At 61.5% G+C, this 14601-nt stretch carries 16 protein-coding genes and 1 pseudogene; 5 read left to right on the forward strand and 12 right to left on the reverse strand.

What is annotated here, in order from left to right; all coding sequences use genetic code 11:
• Window positions 1-74: 74 nt before the first annotated feature.
• The gene (locus PYH37_RS21605) at window positions 75-314 is read right to left on the reverse strand and encodes a hypothetical protein (protein WP_280733448.1); all 240 of its coding nucleotides are present in this window, start codon (window positions 312-314) and stop codon (window positions 75-77) included.
• 230 nt (window positions 315-544) lie between these two features.
• Between PYH37_RS21605 and PYH37_RS21610 the strand changes: the two genes are divergently transcribed.
• Window positions 545-850, forward strand: a complete 306-nt coding sequence (locus tag PYH37_RS21610; RefSeq protein ID WP_280733449.1) for a DUF718 domain-containing protein — start codon at window positions 545-547, stop codon at window positions 848-850.
• A gap of 128 nt (window positions 851-978) precedes the next feature.
• Here the strand turns inward: PYH37_RS21610 and PYH37_RS21615 are convergent, their stop codons facing one another.
• Both PYH37_RS21615 and gndA read right to left on the reverse strand, forming a co-directional pair.
• Window positions 979-1251, reverse strand: a complete 273-nt coding sequence (locus PYH37_RS21615) for a hypothetical protein (protein WP_280733450.1) — start codon at window positions 1249-1251, stop codon at window positions 979-981.
• 113 nt (window positions 1252-1364) lie between these two features.
• A complete protein-coding gene (gene gndA / locus PYH37_RS21620) occupies window positions 1365-2795 on the reverse strand; it encodes an NADP-dependent phosphogluconate dehydrogenase (RefSeq protein WP_280733451.1) in 1431 nt (476 codons plus the stop codon).
• A gap of 539 nt (window positions 2796-3334) precedes the next feature.
• Between gndA and PYH37_RS21625 the strand changes: the two genes are divergently transcribed.
• The 4 genes from PYH37_RS21625 (at window position 3335) to PYH37_RS21640 (ending at window position 6647) form a co-directional block, all read left to right on the forward strand.
• Window positions 3335-4753: an alanine/glycine:cation symporter family protein gene (locus tag PYH37_RS21625; protein ID WP_280733453.1), complete on the forward strand. Its 1419-nt coding sequence runs from the start codon at window positions 3335-3337 to the stop codon at window positions 4751-4753.
• A gap of 93 nt (window positions 4754-4846) precedes the next feature.
• On the forward strand, window positions 4847-5716 hold the full coding sequence (locus PYH37_RS21630) for a helix-turn-helix domain-containing protein (RefSeq protein WP_425336112.1): 870 nt from the start codon (window positions 4847-4849) through the stop codon (window positions 5714-5716).
• 150 nt (window positions 5717-5866) lie between these two features.
• A complete protein-coding gene (locus PYH37_RS21635; protein ID WP_280733454.1) occupies window positions 5867-6310 on the forward strand; it encodes an SRPBCC family protein in 444 nt (147 codons plus the stop codon).
• On the forward strand, window positions 6294-6647 hold the full coding sequence (locus PYH37_RS21640; protein ID WP_280733455.1) for a VOC family protein: 354 nt from the start codon (window positions 6294-6296) through the stop codon (window positions 6645-6647). Before PYH37_RS21635 ends, PYH37_RS21640 begins: the two co-directional genes overlap by 17 nt.
• Before the next feature lie 558 nt (window positions 6648-7205).
• On the opposite strand, the gene PYH37_RS21645 is transcribed toward PYH37_RS21640, so the two are convergent.
• The 9 genes and pseudogenes from PYH37_RS21645 to PYH37_RS32255 all read right to left on the reverse strand — a co-directional run.
• Window positions 7206-7916 carry a PAS domain-containing protein gene (locus tag PYH37_RS21645; RefSeq protein WP_280733456.1) on the reverse strand — a complete coding sequence of 237 codons (711 nt, stop codon included), beginning with the start codon at window positions 7914-7916 and terminating at the stop codon, window positions 7206-7208.
• A gap of 370 nt (window positions 7917-8286) precedes the next feature.
• Window positions 8287-9210, reverse strand: a complete 924-nt coding sequence (locus PYH37_RS21650; protein ID WP_280736127.1) for a lipid A biosynthesis lauroyl acyltransferase — start codon at window positions 9208-9210, stop codon at window positions 8287-8289.
• Window positions 9211-9221: 11 nt separating this feature from the next.
• Window positions 9222-10250 carry a zinc-binding dehydrogenase gene (locus PYH37_RS21655; RefSeq protein WP_280733457.1) on the reverse strand — a complete coding sequence of 343 codons (1029 nt, stop codon included), beginning with the start codon at window positions 10248-10250 and terminating at the stop codon, window positions 9222-9224.
• A 45-nt stretch (window positions 10251-10295) separates the two neighbouring features.
• The gene (locus PYH37_RS21660) at window positions 10296-11579 is read right to left on the reverse strand and encodes a beta-ketoacyl-ACP synthase (protein WP_280733458.1); all 1284 of its coding nucleotides are present in this window, start codon (window positions 11577-11579) and stop codon (window positions 10296-10298) included.
• 12 nt (window positions 11580-11591) lie between these two features.
• On the reverse strand, window positions 11592-12794 hold the full coding sequence (locus PYH37_RS21665) for a beta-ketoacyl-ACP synthase (protein ID WP_280733460.1): 1203 nt from the start codon (window positions 12792-12794) through the stop codon (window positions 11592-11594).
• Between the two features lie 2 nt (window positions 12795-12796).
• Window positions 12797-13273: a 3-hydroxyacyl-ACP dehydratase FabZ family protein gene (locus PYH37_RS21670; RefSeq protein WP_280733461.1), complete on the reverse strand. Its 477-nt coding sequence runs from the start codon at window positions 13271-13273 to the stop codon at window positions 12797-12799.
• Between the two features lie 115 nt (window positions 13274-13388).
• Entirely contained in the window at window positions 13389-13667 is a 279-nt protein-coding gene (locus tag PYH37_RS21675) for an acyl carrier protein (protein WP_012708338.1), read from the reverse strand.
• A 132-nt stretch (window positions 13668-13799) separates the two neighbouring features.
• Window positions 13800-14141, reverse strand: a complete 342-nt coding sequence (locus tag PYH37_RS32250) for a hypothetical protein (protein ID WP_342394680.1) — start codon at window positions 14139-14141, stop codon at window positions 13800-13802.
• A gap of 160 nt (window positions 14142-14301) precedes the next feature.
• Window positions 14302-14574, reverse strand: a pseudogene (locus PYH37_RS32255) (glycerophosphodiester phosphodiesterase family protein); the annotation flags it as partial.
• Between the last annotated feature and the right edge of the window lie 27 nt (window positions 14575-14601).

Genomic DNA, 14601 nt, shown 5'->3' on the forward strand with positions numbered 1-14601 from the left:
CGATCACGTTCATGATTTTAGGTCGATCCGACCTAAAATCATCGTGATCTAGAGCCGAACGGAAGCACCGCAGATCAGCTAAACGCAGCGCCGTAAAGCAGACAGATCCCACCGACCACCATCAAGGCCACGCCGGGCCAATTGCGCGTCAGCCCAAGGAAACCGAGCCCCTGCCGCCTGGGTTCCAACGTTGGCTCGGCCCCGTTTCGGGAAAGGCGGGATGGGTCGCTCAACCGCCTCCGGGCAAGTGCCTCCCAGAGCGTGTAAAGAACACCGCAAATCAGCAGAAATGCACCAAAGAGAACTATCGACACGTCATTCTCCTCCGGCCTTCGTCCAGATCCTCTCTCATGTAGGGCGAAAGGCGTCCACGGCGACACCCGACGGTAAGCGATACGCTCATCAGCGCGGCGGAAGGCCATTCGCGGGTTGAACGCGCGGCAATTTTGCGGGCGGGCGTTCTCCACTCAAGCATGGTATAGTCGGGCCACACGGAAAACGCGTGCATCGAACATAGTGAAACCACTTGTCCGGGGGGCGCAGGATGACAGCGTACAATGTGGTAAAATTTCGGGTAAAGCCAGGTGAGCAGGGGCAATTCGAAAGCTGGTACCGCGAGCTTCCACGCAATTTCGACGGCTTGAGAAAGGTGTCGCTTATCAAGACCGGAGAACGGCACTATTGCGCGATCGGGGAGTGGGAGAGCTTCGATCACATGGTCGCAGCCCGCCCTCTGATGGTCGGCAATCTCGAGAAATTCCGCCATACATTGGAGGACCTCGGCGAAGAGCGGGGTGTCACCGACGCCGTTTCCGGCGAGGCGATCTACGAGAGCGTTCCGAATAAATAGAGGCAGGCGACGCATAGTCGCTTCGCGCCGCTACTTCCCTGTCGGAGACTGTCTTCGATGCAACTACCATTTGCGTGCCGAAATTTTCGCTTCAAGGCGAAGGAGGGCGCACGCATCGGCTCACCTGCCTAAACGGCGGGCCAATATTTGTCCTCGGTAAAATCCGCAGGGAGCGGATTGAGCCGTTCGAGTTTCTCGGCGACGAAATCGATTTGCAGTTTCAGATACCGGATCGGCCCTGGTATCGGCACGCCGGTCGCAAGGCTGCGGGCCCGCCACTGATGGTAACCGCTAGCCTCTATGCGCCTTGCCGCCTCTGCGCGAATGGTCATTGCAAGTGGTGCGCCAAGAGCGGGAGCCGGTTCGCTCGCCCTACCGCCGTCGATAACTCTCAGTTTCATGCCGTACTCTCGAATGCCCCTGTAAAGGGTATAGCTGCTTTTGCTTGCTTGGATCTTTCGGTCGAAGGGCGACCGAAGCCGCCCCTCTTTGCAAGCCTGCGAAGGACGCGAGGTTACGCGCCGAGGCCGCTGCCCCATGGTCCGTGGTGGCTGTCGGCACCGTCGATGCGGTCGAAACCATGGGCGCCGAAGAAGTCGCGCTGCGCCTGAATGATGTTCGCCGTACCGCGGCCGCGGCGGTAGCTGTCGAAATAGCCGAGCGCCGAGGCGAGTGCTGGAACGGGCAGGCCACCGAGTACGGCGGCCGAGACGACGCGGCGCAGTGCCCCGTCGGTTTCCTTGACCATCGTCGCGAAGGCAGGTGTGACGATCAGGTTTGCCACATCGGGAGCCTTGGCGAAGGCGGTGGTGATCTCATCGAGGAACTGCGAGCGGATGATGCAGCCGGCGCGCCAGATCTTCGCGATCGTCGGCATCGGCAGGTTCCAGTTGAACTCCTTGGAGGCCGCCGCCATGACCGCGAAACCCTGCGCATAGGCGCCGATCTTGGCGGCGAGCAGCGCGTTTTCGAGATCCTTGATGAAGGCTGCCTTGTCTGCCACCTTGAATTCGCCCATCGACGGCAGGCCGAGAATCTTCTCGGCTGCCTCGCGCTCCTCCTTCATCGAGGAGATGCTGCGGGCGGCGACGGCCGCTTCGATGCCGGTCGCCGGAATGCCCAGGTTCTGCGCCTCGATGACCGACCATTTGCCGGTGCCCTTCTGACCGGCCTTGTCGAGGATCATGTCGACGATGGGATTGGCGGTCAGCGGATCGGCCGCCTTCAGCACCTTTTCCGTGATCTCGATCAGATAGGAATTGAGCCGCCCTTTATTCCAGGCGCCGAACACTTCTCCGATCTCCCCGGCACTCATCTTCAGCCCGTCGCGCAGGATGCCGTAGATTTCGGCGATCATCTGCATGTCGGCATATTCGATGCCGTTGTGGATCGTTTTGACAAAATGGCCCGCGCCGTTTTCACCGAGCCAGGCGACGCAGGGAACGCCATCATATTTCGCGGCGATCGAGGTCAGCACCTTCTCGACGCGGCGATAGGATTCCTCCGTGCCGCCAACCATGATCGAGGGACCATGGCGCGCGCCCTCCTCGCCACCCGACACACCCATGCCGATAAAGGTGAGGCCGCTGTCCTTCAAGGCATCGAAGCGGCGCATCGTATCGCGGAAATTGGCGTTGCCGGCGTCGATCATGATGTCGCCCTTGGCGAGGTGAGACTCAAGCGCCTCCATCTGCTGATCGACGGGATCGCCGGCCTTGATCATGATGATGATCGGACGCGGCGGGCGGATCGCAGCGACGAACTCTTCGATCGTCTCGCAGGGAACGATCTGATCCTTGAGCGCGCCGGCCTCAGCATAAAATCTCCGCGTGGCGTCAACCGTGCGGTTGAAAACGGCGATTTTGTTGCCCTTTTCAGCGATGTTGAGCGCCAGGTTCGACCCCATGACGCCGAGACCGATTAGACCGATTTCCGCCTGTGACACGTGTTGCCTCCATTGGACAGGAGAGCCGGACGCGCTCGGGATGAGCGCGAAGTGCCGAGCTCCCGAAGTGATATGCGCATATCTCATGCCCGTGGAGAACGGGCGAAAGGAGGCATGCGACGGCGGAGGCCGTTTTGGCACCCAAATCGATTTACGACAAGACATTCTCGCCAGAATCGCTGCTTTTCCGGTATGTCGCGACCATCGTCGAGGGCACGCGATGTCAGCGCACTTTCGATCGCAACAGGAACTGTGGGGACCGCCGACGGATGAAGACGGCCCCGAGGCCACGCGCGGCATTTGGCGGGTTCAGCCGTGAGTCGATGGATGCGGCGGTTTTTCCGATTTCGAGTGCATTTTGCGTGAATTTCCCCGGATATCTCGTCTTTCGGACCGTGTTCCGGCCGATTCGAACGCTCTGAGCCTTGATCTGCATCAAGTTTGCGCGGTAATGCCGCCATACGCCGAGTCGCCCACAACGGGAAATTGACGGGCGGCGCGCAATCTCCAATCGGTACAATAAGAGGAGCGAGGACCGCATGGATACGATCATCGGCTTTCTGAACACGATCTTCTGGGGCTATGTGCTCATCTATGGTCTGCTGGCCGTCGGGATTTATTTCACGCTGCGCCTCGGCCTTCCCCAGATCATTCATTTCGGAGAGATGTTCAGGGTGCTCAGCAGCGGCGGCAGCAAGGACGCGGCCGGCATCAGCCCCTTTCAGGCACTGATGGTCAGCCTCGCCTCGCGCGTCGGCACCGGCAATCTCGCCGGCGTCGCGGTTGCGCTCTATCTCGGTGGTCCGGGCGCAACCTTCTGGATGTGGATGGTAGCGCTCGTCGGCATGGCAACGGCCTATGCCGAAAGCGCGCTTGCGCAGCTTTACAAGATACGCAACGAAGACGGCCAATATCGCGGCGGGCCGGCCTTCTATATAGCGCGCGGCCTCAACGCGCCCTGGGCGGCGACGATCTTCTCCGTCTGCCTCATCATCTCTTTCGGTCTCGTCTTCAACGCGGTTCAGGCCAATTCGATCGCCGATGCGGTAGAGGGCGCTTTCGGTGTTCCGAAGCTAACGGTCGGCATCGTCATTGCGGTGCTTTCCGGTGTCGTGATCTTCGGCGGCATCCGGCAGATCGCCCGTGTCGCCGAAGTCGTCGTCCCGTTCATGGCCGTCGCTTATCTGCTGATGGCGGTTTACGTGCTGATCGCAAACGCATCGCTGGTGCCGAACGTGCTCTGGACGATCATTTCCAGTGCCTTCGGACTGCAGGAGGCGGCCGGCGGCATCACCGGCGGGATCGCCGCGGCCATGCTCAACGGCGTCAAGCGCGGTCTCTTTTCCAATGAAGCAGGCATGGGCTCGGCCCCGAACATTGCCGCCGTCGCGACACCGGTGCCGCATCATCCGTCCTCCCAAGGTTTCGTTCAGTCGCTCGGTGTCTTTATCGACACCATTCTGATCTGCACCGCGACATCGGTGATGATCCTGCTTTCGGGTACGCTGGAACCGGGCTCCGGCGTCACAGGCACGCAGCTCACCCAGGCTGCAATGAACGTCCATATCGGTACGGCGGGCACCTATTTCATCGCCGTCGCGATCTTCTTCTTCGCTTTCACATCGATCATCGGCAACTATTCCTATGCCGAGAATGCGCTCACCTATCTCGGCGCGGGCAACCGGTTGGGTCTTGCCGCCATGCGCAGCGCCGTGCTTGCGATGGTGGTGTGGGGCGCCTATGAAAGCATCAGCACCGTTTTCGATGCGGCCGACGCCTCCATGGGCTTGATGGCGACGATCAATCTCATCGCCATCCTGCTTCTCTCCGGCACCATTGCCAAGCTGACAAAGGACTATTTCGACCAGCGGAAACAGGGCGTTGTGCCGGTGTTCCACGCCGCGGACTATCCGGAGCTGCAGGGCAAGATCGATCAGGAGATCTGGTCGCGCGACTAGCTAGAGGGAGGGGCGCGCCGCACTGGCGCGCCTTTCTGCCCGATTTGCATTGTAGAGTCCGCCCCAGGATCACCGTAATGCCGGATCGAAATCATGGTCGGGGTCGCGTTCAACGAGCCGCAGCGGAATGTAAGTGAAGGATCACCTCGCCTGCGCTCTGGTCTCTGTTTGGCCCAAAGCTCGGGGATCTATCGCGAGCGGCAGACAACAGGTGCGCTGGCCGCCACGGTGAAGTGCTTGTGGACGCACCGCCTGCCTCGCGACGAGACACCGCACATCGCCGTGGTGCCGGATGGTTGTGCCGATATCATCTGGTCGGCGACAGGTCTGGCAACAGTGGGTCCCGACAGGGTCGCCGCCTTTCCTGCACTTGCCGCGGGCGAAACAATCTTCGGCGCCCGCTTCCGCATCGGCGCCGCGGCGTCCTGGCTGCGCACCCCGCTTGATGCGATCACGGGCCAGACTTTGCCGCTGGAGCTCTTCTGGGGCGTAGCGGCCCGAGATCTCGACGCGCGAATGACGGAAGCGCGTAGCGCGTCGGAACGGCTCACCATTCTTGCTGCGGCGCTCGAAGAACGTCTGCCGGCTGCGCCACAACTGCCGTCGGACATCGCCGTCCTGCGAGCGCGTTTGGACGAAGGTCGCGTGCCGGCCGCCGATCCCGTGAGGACACTGGCGCGAAACACCGGCATAAGCGAGCGAACCCTGCGGCGCCGCTGCCATGAGCATTTCGGTTACGGCGCCAAAACGCTCGATCGCATTCTTCGCCTCCAGCGTTTCCTGACTGCGTGCCGTGCGCAGCCGCAAGGATCGCTGGCGATGCTCGCCTTGGATGCCGGCTACGCCGACCAGGCCCACCTCGCTCGCGAGGCGAAAGAACTCACATCGCTGACACCGCGCCAGATCCAAACACAATTGGCGATCAACGCGAAACAGGATGAGAACATCTCCACAACCGTTTGATGCAGAATGGTTTTATTCCTCGCATTCAGCTTGCGAGCTTTTTGCGAGCTTTCTGCGGGCTTTCTCTCTACATCAGCCGGAGACGTTGGCCGTTTCGTTCAAGACCGCCGCACGGCGGAGTGCTATCAATCACTCGAACGGAGCGAACGCATGACCACAATGATCGCCAGGATCATTCACACATCGATCGCGCGAGACTGGCGCGAGGTTTATGCCTTTATGGCCGATCACGAGAAAATGCCGCTTTGGGCCTCCGGCCTCTCCTCCGGGCTCACCCGCGATGGCGACGAGTGGATCGCGCCCGGGCCGCTCGGCACCGCCCGCGTGCGCTTTGCGCCGGATAATGAGTTCGGCGTCATCGATCATCTCGTGACGCTGGACAACGGCCTCGAGGTTCACAACGCGCTCCGTGTCGTCCCCAATGGCGACGGCGCGGAAGTCATGTTCACGCTGCTCCGCCAGCCGAACATGAGCGACGAGCAATTCGCCGCCGATGCCGCATGGGTGGAAAAGGACCTCGCCACCCTCAAATCAATTTTGGAATCCGACAGCGACAAACGAAACGACGGGAAGAAACATGGGCAGCAAAGATAACGACCGCCGCATCGACTATATCGAGTTCAACGTGGCGGACATCTCCGCGAGCAAGGCTTTCTATGGCGGCGCTTTCGGCTGGACCTTCACGGACTACGGGCCGGAATATTGCGAGTTTTCCGATGGCCGGCTGACGGGCGGCTTCACTACGCTCGGGCCGATCGGAGGCGGCGGACCGCTCGTCATCGTCTATGCGGACGACCTGGAAGACGCGCAACGAAGGGTCGAAGCGGCCGGGGGCAGGATCGTCAAGCCGATCTTTTCCTTCCCCGGCGGCCGGCGCTTCCACTTTGCCGATCCGGACGGTTACGAACTGGCGGTCTGGTCGGCGCAATAGCATAGTCAGGCAGGCGGCTTCCCGGCCGTCTGCCTGGTCTCAACTCTAGAGCGCCGTGCGTTCAAGTGAACGCACAAAGGACGCTCTAGCACTCTAGATTCTAGAGCATCTTGTCCGCTTCCAGCGGTTCCGCTTGAAAGCGGGATGCTCTAGGATCGGTTGTCGTCCCGGTTGGAGCTATTCGCCAAACCGGATGAACAGCGCGCTGACGAGGCCGAAGACGACGATGCACTGCAGGATGAACATTGGCCATTCCTGTGACATCTCGGTTCCTCCTCTCGAGTATCACCGCTGCCACAACTGCTTGTCCGCCCAAAAGGGCGCAAGGGCGCCGCGATGCCGACGCTTGCTGCAGGTTACAGTTGCATCAAGGCCTATCCGTGATGGCACGGCAGCAGCAGAGCGTAGCATCTCGACTCGAGTTCGGCACGAAAAGTCGAGTGGAGGGATATGCGAAGCGGTTTTCCTTCCGTTCCCGCGCACCTCTCGGCTTTGGTCCGAGGCCATCTCCTCACTGGTAGTCGCAACGAACCCACCGGGCCCGTCCTCGACCGGAGCTCACGCCGCGATCGCTCTGCGCCGGTCCGCATGTTCCTGAATGACCAGGATCGCACCGATCAGCTTTCCGGTGCTCGACATGCACGGCGTCATGCTACAGCGAACGACCACTGTCCGGTCATTGACTGTTTTGGCAAAGTTGTAGTCGAGGATTTCACCGGCGAAGCAGCGGTCGAGGTAGGCCTTGACGCGCTGCTCGAACCGCTGAATGCCGATGAACTCGACGATGTGCCGGCCGATCAGATCCATCGGCCTGCTTTGAAGGTAATTCGCATTCACCGGATTGGTATAGAGGTAACGATAATCGGGCGTGATCACGGCAATCCGATCGGGAAAGCAATCAAGGATCGCCTCGTTGAGCAGACCCTCGTCCGCGCGGCCTTTGCTCGGTACCTTCCGCGAGCGGTCAAGATCGAGCCCTGCGAGGCTCGCCGCCCCGGTCGCTGCGAAATAGCGATTGACCAGAGATCGCAGCAATTGCGAATTGCGCAGGACCGAGTTCACGTCATCGGCCTCGACACGCAATATGTCGATCAGAAACTGGAACTGGAGGCGGGCCTCTTCGACGCTGACAGCCTTCTCGTCGTAGATCGCCCTCAGCATCGGATCGAGTTCACGATCGAGAATGCCGATCAGATGTTCGTCCGCCGTCCTCACGGCATATTGTAGCTGCGAATACTTGAACCAGAACAGCTCGATCAAATGGTTCAATTTGAAAAACCCCATTCCCCGCGGCGAAGCCGCGCCAATGCACTTCAAAACAGGCGGAGATGCTGCAGCCCGGCGATCCAGATTTTGATGAGTTCCCCCTCTTTCCATGCAAAACCGCGTTGCGCTCGTTGCCCAAAGCGCTTGCAGTCGCTCCCCAAATACAACGAAGAGTTTACACGCATTGCGCGACCGTTCAACAGCGGAAAGCCGAGGCAGAAGTCCACAAACGTTTCCGGAACCGCTTCCCGTTGCGTCCGCCCAGAATTGGCGGCCGACGGCGACGGAAAACGCGCGCGACACTTTCGAGTCGTCATTCGCCGCGTGGGATCACTTGCTGAGTGGCAGGCAGGCGGGCGCTTTTCCCGCGGCCTCAAAGATGGCGCTTGATGTTCCAGCGGTCGTGGTACCAGAGCCATTGGCCGGGATATTCGCGGACCCAGCTCTCGACTTTGTCGTTCAGCATCTGAGCGGTGGCGTTGACGTCGACGCTGCCGTCGGCCCTGCGCGGAATTTCAACTGCCGGCTCCAGTTCCAGCCGGAAGCGGCCGCCGGGCAGACGAATGCAGCGGGCGGGATAGACTTCGCAATTGAACTGGCGGACGAGTTTGGCGAGCAGCGGATTGGTCTGCACGTCCTGACCGAAGAACTTGGTCTTCAAGCCTTTGCGGAACTTCTGGTCGACGAGCACACCGACACCGCCGCCGCGTTCGAGCTGGCGGGCGAGCGCGAAGGAGGAGCCCGCATGCGACGGCACGAGGTTGCCCATGCGCTCCCTGCGGAATTCGAACACCTTGTCGGCGAGATAGGGATTGTTCGGCGGGCGAAAGAGCACTGTGACGTCCAGCCCGAAGGCGGACCCTGCGACCGGCAGCATCTCGAAATTGCCGCTATGGGCGGTGAACACGATGAATGGCCGCGGATTATCGCGCAGCTCCAGGAAGAGCGGGATCCCGGAGACCTCCACCCTGCCCGGCTCCGCCCGGTTCGGATCGAAATCGAAGAGACGATCGAGGAAGACATATTCGGCCGCAAGCCGCCCCATGTTGCCCCAGCTTTCGAGCGCGATCGCCTCAATCTCCGCCTCGCTCTTTTCCGGGAACGCGTTGCGCAGGTTGGTGAGCGTCAGCTTGTGACGGCTGGTCTTCGGGCCGATCCAGCGGGCGACACGATCCATGAAGTTGATCGCACCATCCGACGGAAAGAGCTTGAGAACGGTCAGCAACAGAACCACGAACTGCGCGATCAGCCATTGCCTGAAACGATCGGCAGAAAGCACCAGTCGTGTGATCAGCATGCGCACGGAGATCAATCCATCCGAAGAATGATCTTGCCGAAGACCTGACGCGACTCCATCCGCTCCAGCGCGCGGTCGATATCGTGAAGGCCCACCTCGGTATCGATCACCGGATGAACGAGGCCGCGCGCCATTTTCTGCATGGCGTTCGCCATGTTCTCCATCCGGCAGCCGAAGGAGCCGAGCAGTTTCAACTGCTGCTGGAAGAGCATCATCAGATTCATGTCAGTCGAAACGCCGGAGGTCGAGCCGCAGGTGACGAGACGTCCGCCCCGCTTCATGCACAGCATCGAGCCCGCCCAGGTGTTCTTGCCGACATGCTCGAAGACGACATCGACGCCCTTCTTCTTCGTGAGCTTGCGCACCACGCCTTCGAAGCGATCGGTCCGGTAGTTGATGACGTGATCGGCGCCGAGCGCCTTTGCCCTCTCGATCTTGTCATCGGAACCGACCGTCGTGATGACGGTGCAGCCGATCTTCTTGGCGAGTTGAATCGCGGCCGTGCCGATGCCGGAACCGCCCGCATGAACGAGGATGGTCTCGCCTGGCTCGAGCTTGGCATTGTCGAAAAGCATGTGCTCGACGGTGCCGAAGGTAACCGGAGCAAGCGCAGCGCCCACCTCATCGACGCCCGGAGGCGCCGGAATCAAGAGGCGGGCCGGAAGATTGACCTTCTCCTGCGCAAAACCGTCCAAGTGGAAGCCGTGCACGCCGCCGACATGTTCGCAGAGATTGTCGCGCCCCTCGCGGCACGCGCGGCAGAGCCCGCAGGTGCGCGCTCCGTAGATCGAAACGAGCTGGCCGGGCAGAACGTTTGCGACGCCGGGGCCGATGCTCTCAACCACGCCAGACGCTTCCGCGCCGATGACGAGCGGCATCTTGCGCTTGGCAAAGGCCATGCCGCGCCAGCCCCAGACATCGATATGATTGAGCGCGACTGCCTTGACCCGCAGGGTCACCTCGCCCGGACCCGGCGCTTCCGGTTCCGGAAGATCGCTGATTTCAAGCTTGCGGTCATCGAGCAATTGCAGGGCGCGCATGGTCTTTCCTTTGCGGGAGCGGTATTCCGGTCGCCGAGCGACGGCTCAAGCCGGCTCGGCGGTCATCACAAGGCTGGCGTTCTGGCCGCCGAAACCGAACGAATTCGACAGCACCGCAGTCACCTGCTGGCTGCGCTTCGCGTTCGGCACGACGTCGAGAACGATCGCCGGGTCCGGGTTCTGGTAGTTGATCGTCGGCGGCAGCGTGCCGGTGAGCATCGTCTGCAGCGAGAACACCGCCTCGACCGCGCCGGCGGCCGTCAGCGTATGGCCGATCATCGATTTGTTGGACGAAACGGGGATCGCCGGCAGACGCTCGCCGAAGACGGCGGACATGGAGAGATATTCCATCTTGTCGTTTTCGGGCGTCGACGTGCCGTGGGCATTGATATAGCCGATGCCGGTTTCGTCGATGCCGGCGTCTTCGAGCGCGGCGCGAATGGTCGCGATCGCCGGTCCGCCATCGGGCGACGAGCGCGTGCGGTGGAAGAGATCGGCCTTTTCGCCGCAACCCTTGAGAATGCCATAGACGCGAGCGCCGCGGGCAAGCGCTGCTTCCAGCGATTCGAGCACCAATGTCGCTGCACCTTCGGCAATGACAAAGCCGTCGCGATCCTTGGTGAAAGGCTTCGAGGCCTTTTCCGGCGCGTCGTTCTGGGTGGAAAGCGCGGAAAGCAACGAGAAGCGGATGAGCGCCTCGGCGCTGACCGAGCCGTCGGTCGCGACCGTGAGTGCGCGGTCAGTGCGCCCCTGGCGGATTGCCTCGACGCCAAGCTGGATCGCGGTCGCGCCGGAAGCGCAGGCTGTCGAAAGCGTCACAGGAAGACCGCGGGTCCCGAACCGGTCCGCAAGCCGCTCCGAGATCGATCCGAAGAGAGCGGCCTCGTGAAATACCGGATCCGCCTTCTGGCGCATCGCCGCGAGGAAACGGTTATAAGCGTCGCCCGGACGCTCCGACGGCGGCGAGCGATCGGCAAGCTCGAAGCGGGCGCTCCATTCCGGTTCGATCGGCGGGGCGGCCAGAAACAAGGGACCGTTGAAATCGCCGGAAAGGCCGGCCTGGGCCAGCGCTTCCAGCGTCGTCTCGCGCGCCATCGCATAGGAACGCTCGACGGCGTTTGCCGCCGGCAGTTCGATGAAATCCACCGTCCCGCTGATGCGCGTGGAAAGCTTCTCGGTCGGGAAACGGCTGATCTTGTGAATGCCTGAAACGCCGCCGGTGAGCGCCGCCCAATTGTCTTCGAGACCTTGGCCGAGCGAGGTGATGACGCCCATGCCGGTAACGGCGACGATCGGACGGCCGAGGTGATCGGTGTAAGCCTTGCTCATGGTTGAGCTCCCTTATTCCGCGGAAAGCACGGCGATGCCTTCGCCGCGGGCATGGCCGATGGTTGTGACGATCGCCGCCTTGGCAGGTGCCGCCATAGGCGCTTCGGCGTTGGGATCGAAGGACGGAACCTTCGCCGCATGACCGAGCGAAAGAGCGGCAAACGCCATGCCGACCGGGAACTGCGCTTCGATGCCATGGCCGACCAGGCCGCCATAGGCGCGGACCGGTCGCCCGGCGAGTTCCGTCTCAAGGAATGCCTTTTCACGCTGGGCGAGGTCGTGGAAGCCCGAGGTGCCGGAAAAGACGACGGTCGATTGCGGATCGAATGTCGCCGCGGGCTCTGCCAGATCCTTCAGGCGCGCCTCGAACCGGCCATCCTCGCGGCTGCCACGGTCGCCACCGATCGCCTCGATCGTGGCGTAGATGCGGGCGCCGCGCGCTTCCGCATATTGGCGGGATTCGAGAACGAGGAAAGCGCCGACCGAGCCGAGGATAAGGCCGCCACCGTTTTCGGGCTTGCGCGACCAGATCGGCTGCCATTCTCCGAGCGCATGACCGTGGATGGCCTCGATCAGCAGGATGATGTCGAGACGCTCGGCCGAAAAAGCGCCGCCGACGAGCGTATGCGTCGATTGCCCGGCCTTGATGCGGGCAAAAGCGGTCTCGACCGCCGAAATTCCGGCGGCTTCTTCGCCCATGAAGGTGCGCGACGAACCCGTCACCTTGTGGACGATGGAAATATTGCCGGCGAGCAGATTGGAAAGTTGGGCGAGAAAGAGCGTCGGACGCAACTCCGTCGTCAGCTTCTCGTTCAGAAGATGTTCGCGGTCGTTGCGCTTCAGGCCTTCGTCGACGATCAGCGAATCGACGGTAATGTCGCGCTCCCCACCGCCGGCAGCGACGATCATATCCATGCTGCCGCAGGCGTCGAGATTGTCCTTCAACCCCGCGTCATCGAGCGCAAGGCCGGCGGCGAAAACGCCAAGGCGCTGCCAGTTCTCCATCTGACGCTGATCGCCGCGCTTGGCGATCTGCTGCGACCAATCGATCTCCGGCAGCGGATGGACGGGATAGGGCGCAAAACGTTCCGTCTCGATCCTGACCTTCGGCGGCTCGGCAGCGCACAACAACGCCACGTGCGGCTCGACGCCAACGCCCTGGCTCGTCACGATGCCGACGCCTGTGATCACCACGTCGTTTGCGGATTTCGTCATCTTCACTTCTCCGAACCGGCCGTCGCGGCCATCAGCCCCAGTTCCTCGGCACGCTTGCGGACGATATCGCCGAGCGGTACCTGATCGAACGGAAGCGTTCTCAGCTTCAACTGGGCGTCGCATATCTTCTTGCCGCCCGAAGTGATCCTGGCCTTGGTCACGGCAAAGCCGGACCCTTCATGCTCAAGCAGGGCTTCGATCTCAAGTTCGGCGGAAGGCTCGACGAAGCTGCGCATTTTGGCGCCATCGACCGACATCAGGAACGGCATCGCCGCAAATTTCGTCGCCGCCAGCACGAGGAAGCCGGAGGCCTGTGCCATCGTCTCGATCAGCAACACACCGGGAACCAGCGGATAGCCCGGGAAATGCCCCTCGAAGACCGGACTCTTCTCCGGCACGACGGACCGCGCCGTCAGGCGACCGGCCGCAAGATCGATGCTCTCGACCCGATCGATCATCTGAAAATATTCAAGGAGCATGAAGGCTCACCCTATTGGTTTCGCGCTCAAGTAAAAATGCCGATGCCGCCTGTCAAGCGCCGGACGTGACAGGCGGCATCGGGAAACGGATCGAACCGTGCCAGCGGAAGGTCAATCAGGCCTTAGCGGCCCGGAGTTCATCGATCTTCGCGCAAAGATTCTTCAGAACAAAGTATTCTTCGGTCGAGACCTTGCCTTCGTTGACTTCCTGAGTCCACTGCTCGAGCGGGATCTTGATGCCGAATTCCTTATCGATCGCAAAAACGATATCCAGGAAGTCCAGACTGTCGATGCCGAGATCATCGATCGTGTGGCTTTCCGGCTTGATCGTCTCGCGGTCGATCTCGCTCGTTTCCGCAATGATATCGGCAACCTTGTCGAATGTAGCTGTCACGCGCTTACCTCTTAAAATTCGAGTCTTGCGAACCCTATAGAAAAATGCACCGCAAAAGCCAATGCCCCTCGCCTTTTGCGGGCGCGATTTGAAAAACGGTGTTGCTAAACGGCGACCGAGTTCCGGCGCCGCTCAGAGCCTTTGCTCGCCGGTCGCCGAAGCGCCGAGGCCGAATATATCTACCGCTGCCAATCGCGGATCATCGAGAAGAATCGCATCGGGACCGGCAGAGCGCAGCCTTTCGAGCCCTTCGCTGTCGACCAAGCCGACCGGAAACGGCGGATATTCAGGCAACGGGATTGCGCGGGGTTGCCCGACCATAACGGCGAGGCGCAGCCCGGCAGTGCGCACGGCGGCTGCGCGTTCGGCATTCGCTTCTCCCTGCCACAGCCTGAACCAGCTTGCGCCCGCCCGCCGCGCTGCCGGAGCCGAATCCGGATCGCCGAGAAAAGCCAGGATTGCGATGTCTGCCATGGCGGCGCGGGCTGCGACGATAAGATTGACGCAGCATTGTTCGCCCGACTGCCTTTGCGCGCACCACTTCATGGATGATTTGCGAAAGATACGCCAGGCCTGTGAGCTTGATGTCCAGCAGGATACCCATCGGCTCGGAAGCCGAGAGCGCATCCTCGAGCGTCATCACCGCCGGTAGCATGCTTCGAAGCGTCGCCATATCAACGTCCGCCACCGCGCGAGGATCGCTGCATAGCCGCCGGAGATCGGCGTCGTGCATGCAAACGAGAGCTCCGTCCTTCGTGAGGCGAACGTCCGTCTCGACCGCATGCGCCCCAGCCACCGCGGCAGCACGGAACGCGGCTATTGTATTTTCAGCGGCGAGAGTTGCACCGCCGCGATGTGCGATAATGAGCGGTTTGAGTTCGGAGGTGTTCCAAAAGTTGCCGGTCATCACCTATCCGAAGCGCCGCCGAGATTT

This window comes from Sinorhizobium numidicum (genome assembly GCF_029892045.1).
GTDB classification, from domain to species: domain Bacteria; phylum Pseudomonadota; class Alphaproteobacteria; order Rhizobiales; family Rhizobiaceae; genus Sinorhizobium; species Sinorhizobium numidicum.

Bases quoted from the DNA above. Each gene is read 5' to 3' on its own strand.
- PYH37_RS21610 (WP_280733449.1), top strand. From the start codon at position 545: ATGACAGCGTACAATGTGGTAAAATTTCGGGTAAAGCCAGGTGAGCAG.
- PYH37_RS21615 (WP_280733450.1), bottom strand. From the start codon at position 1,251: ATGAAACTGAGAGTTATCGACGGCGGTAGGGCGAGCGAACCGGCTCCC.
- PYH37_RS21625 (WP_280733453.1), top strand. From the start codon at position 3,335: ATGGATACGATCATCGGCTTTCTGAACACGATCTTCTGGGGCTATGTG.
- PYH37_RS21630 (WP_425336112.1), top strand. From the start codon at position 4,847: ATGGTCGGGGTCGCGTTCAACGAGCCGCAGCGGAATGTAAGTGAAGGA.
- PYH37_RS21635 (WP_280733454.1), top strand. From the start codon at position 5,867: ATGACCACAATGATCGCCAGGATCATTCACACATCGATCGCGCGAGAC.
- PYH37_RS21640 (WP_280733455.1), top strand. From the start codon at position 6,294: ATGGGCAGCAAAGATAACGACCGCCGCATCGACTATATCGAGTTCAAC.
- PYH37_RS21650 (WP_280736127.1), bottom strand. From the start codon at position 9,210: ATGCTGATCACACGACTGGTGCTTTCTGCCGATCGTTTCAGGCAATGG.
- PYH37_RS21655 (WP_280733457.1), bottom strand. From the start codon at position 10,250: ATGCGCGCCCTGCAATTGCTCGATGACCGCAAGCTTGAAATCAGCGAT.
- PYH37_RS21660 (WP_280733458.1), bottom strand. From the start codon at position 11,579: ATGAGCAAGGCTTACACCGATCACCTCGGCCGTCCGATCGTCGCCGTT.
- PYH37_RS21665 (WP_280733460.1), bottom strand. From the start codon at position 12,794: ATGACGAAATCCGCAAACGACGTGGTGATCACAGGCGTCGGCATCGTG.
- PYH37_RS21670 (WP_280733461.1), bottom strand. From the start codon at position 13,273: ATGCTCCTTGAATATTTTCAGATGATCGATCGGGTCGAGAGCATCGAT.
- PYH37_RS32250 (WP_342394680.1), bottom strand. From the start codon at position 14,141: ATGGCAGACATCGCAATCCTGGCTTTTCTCGGCGATCCGGATTCGGCT.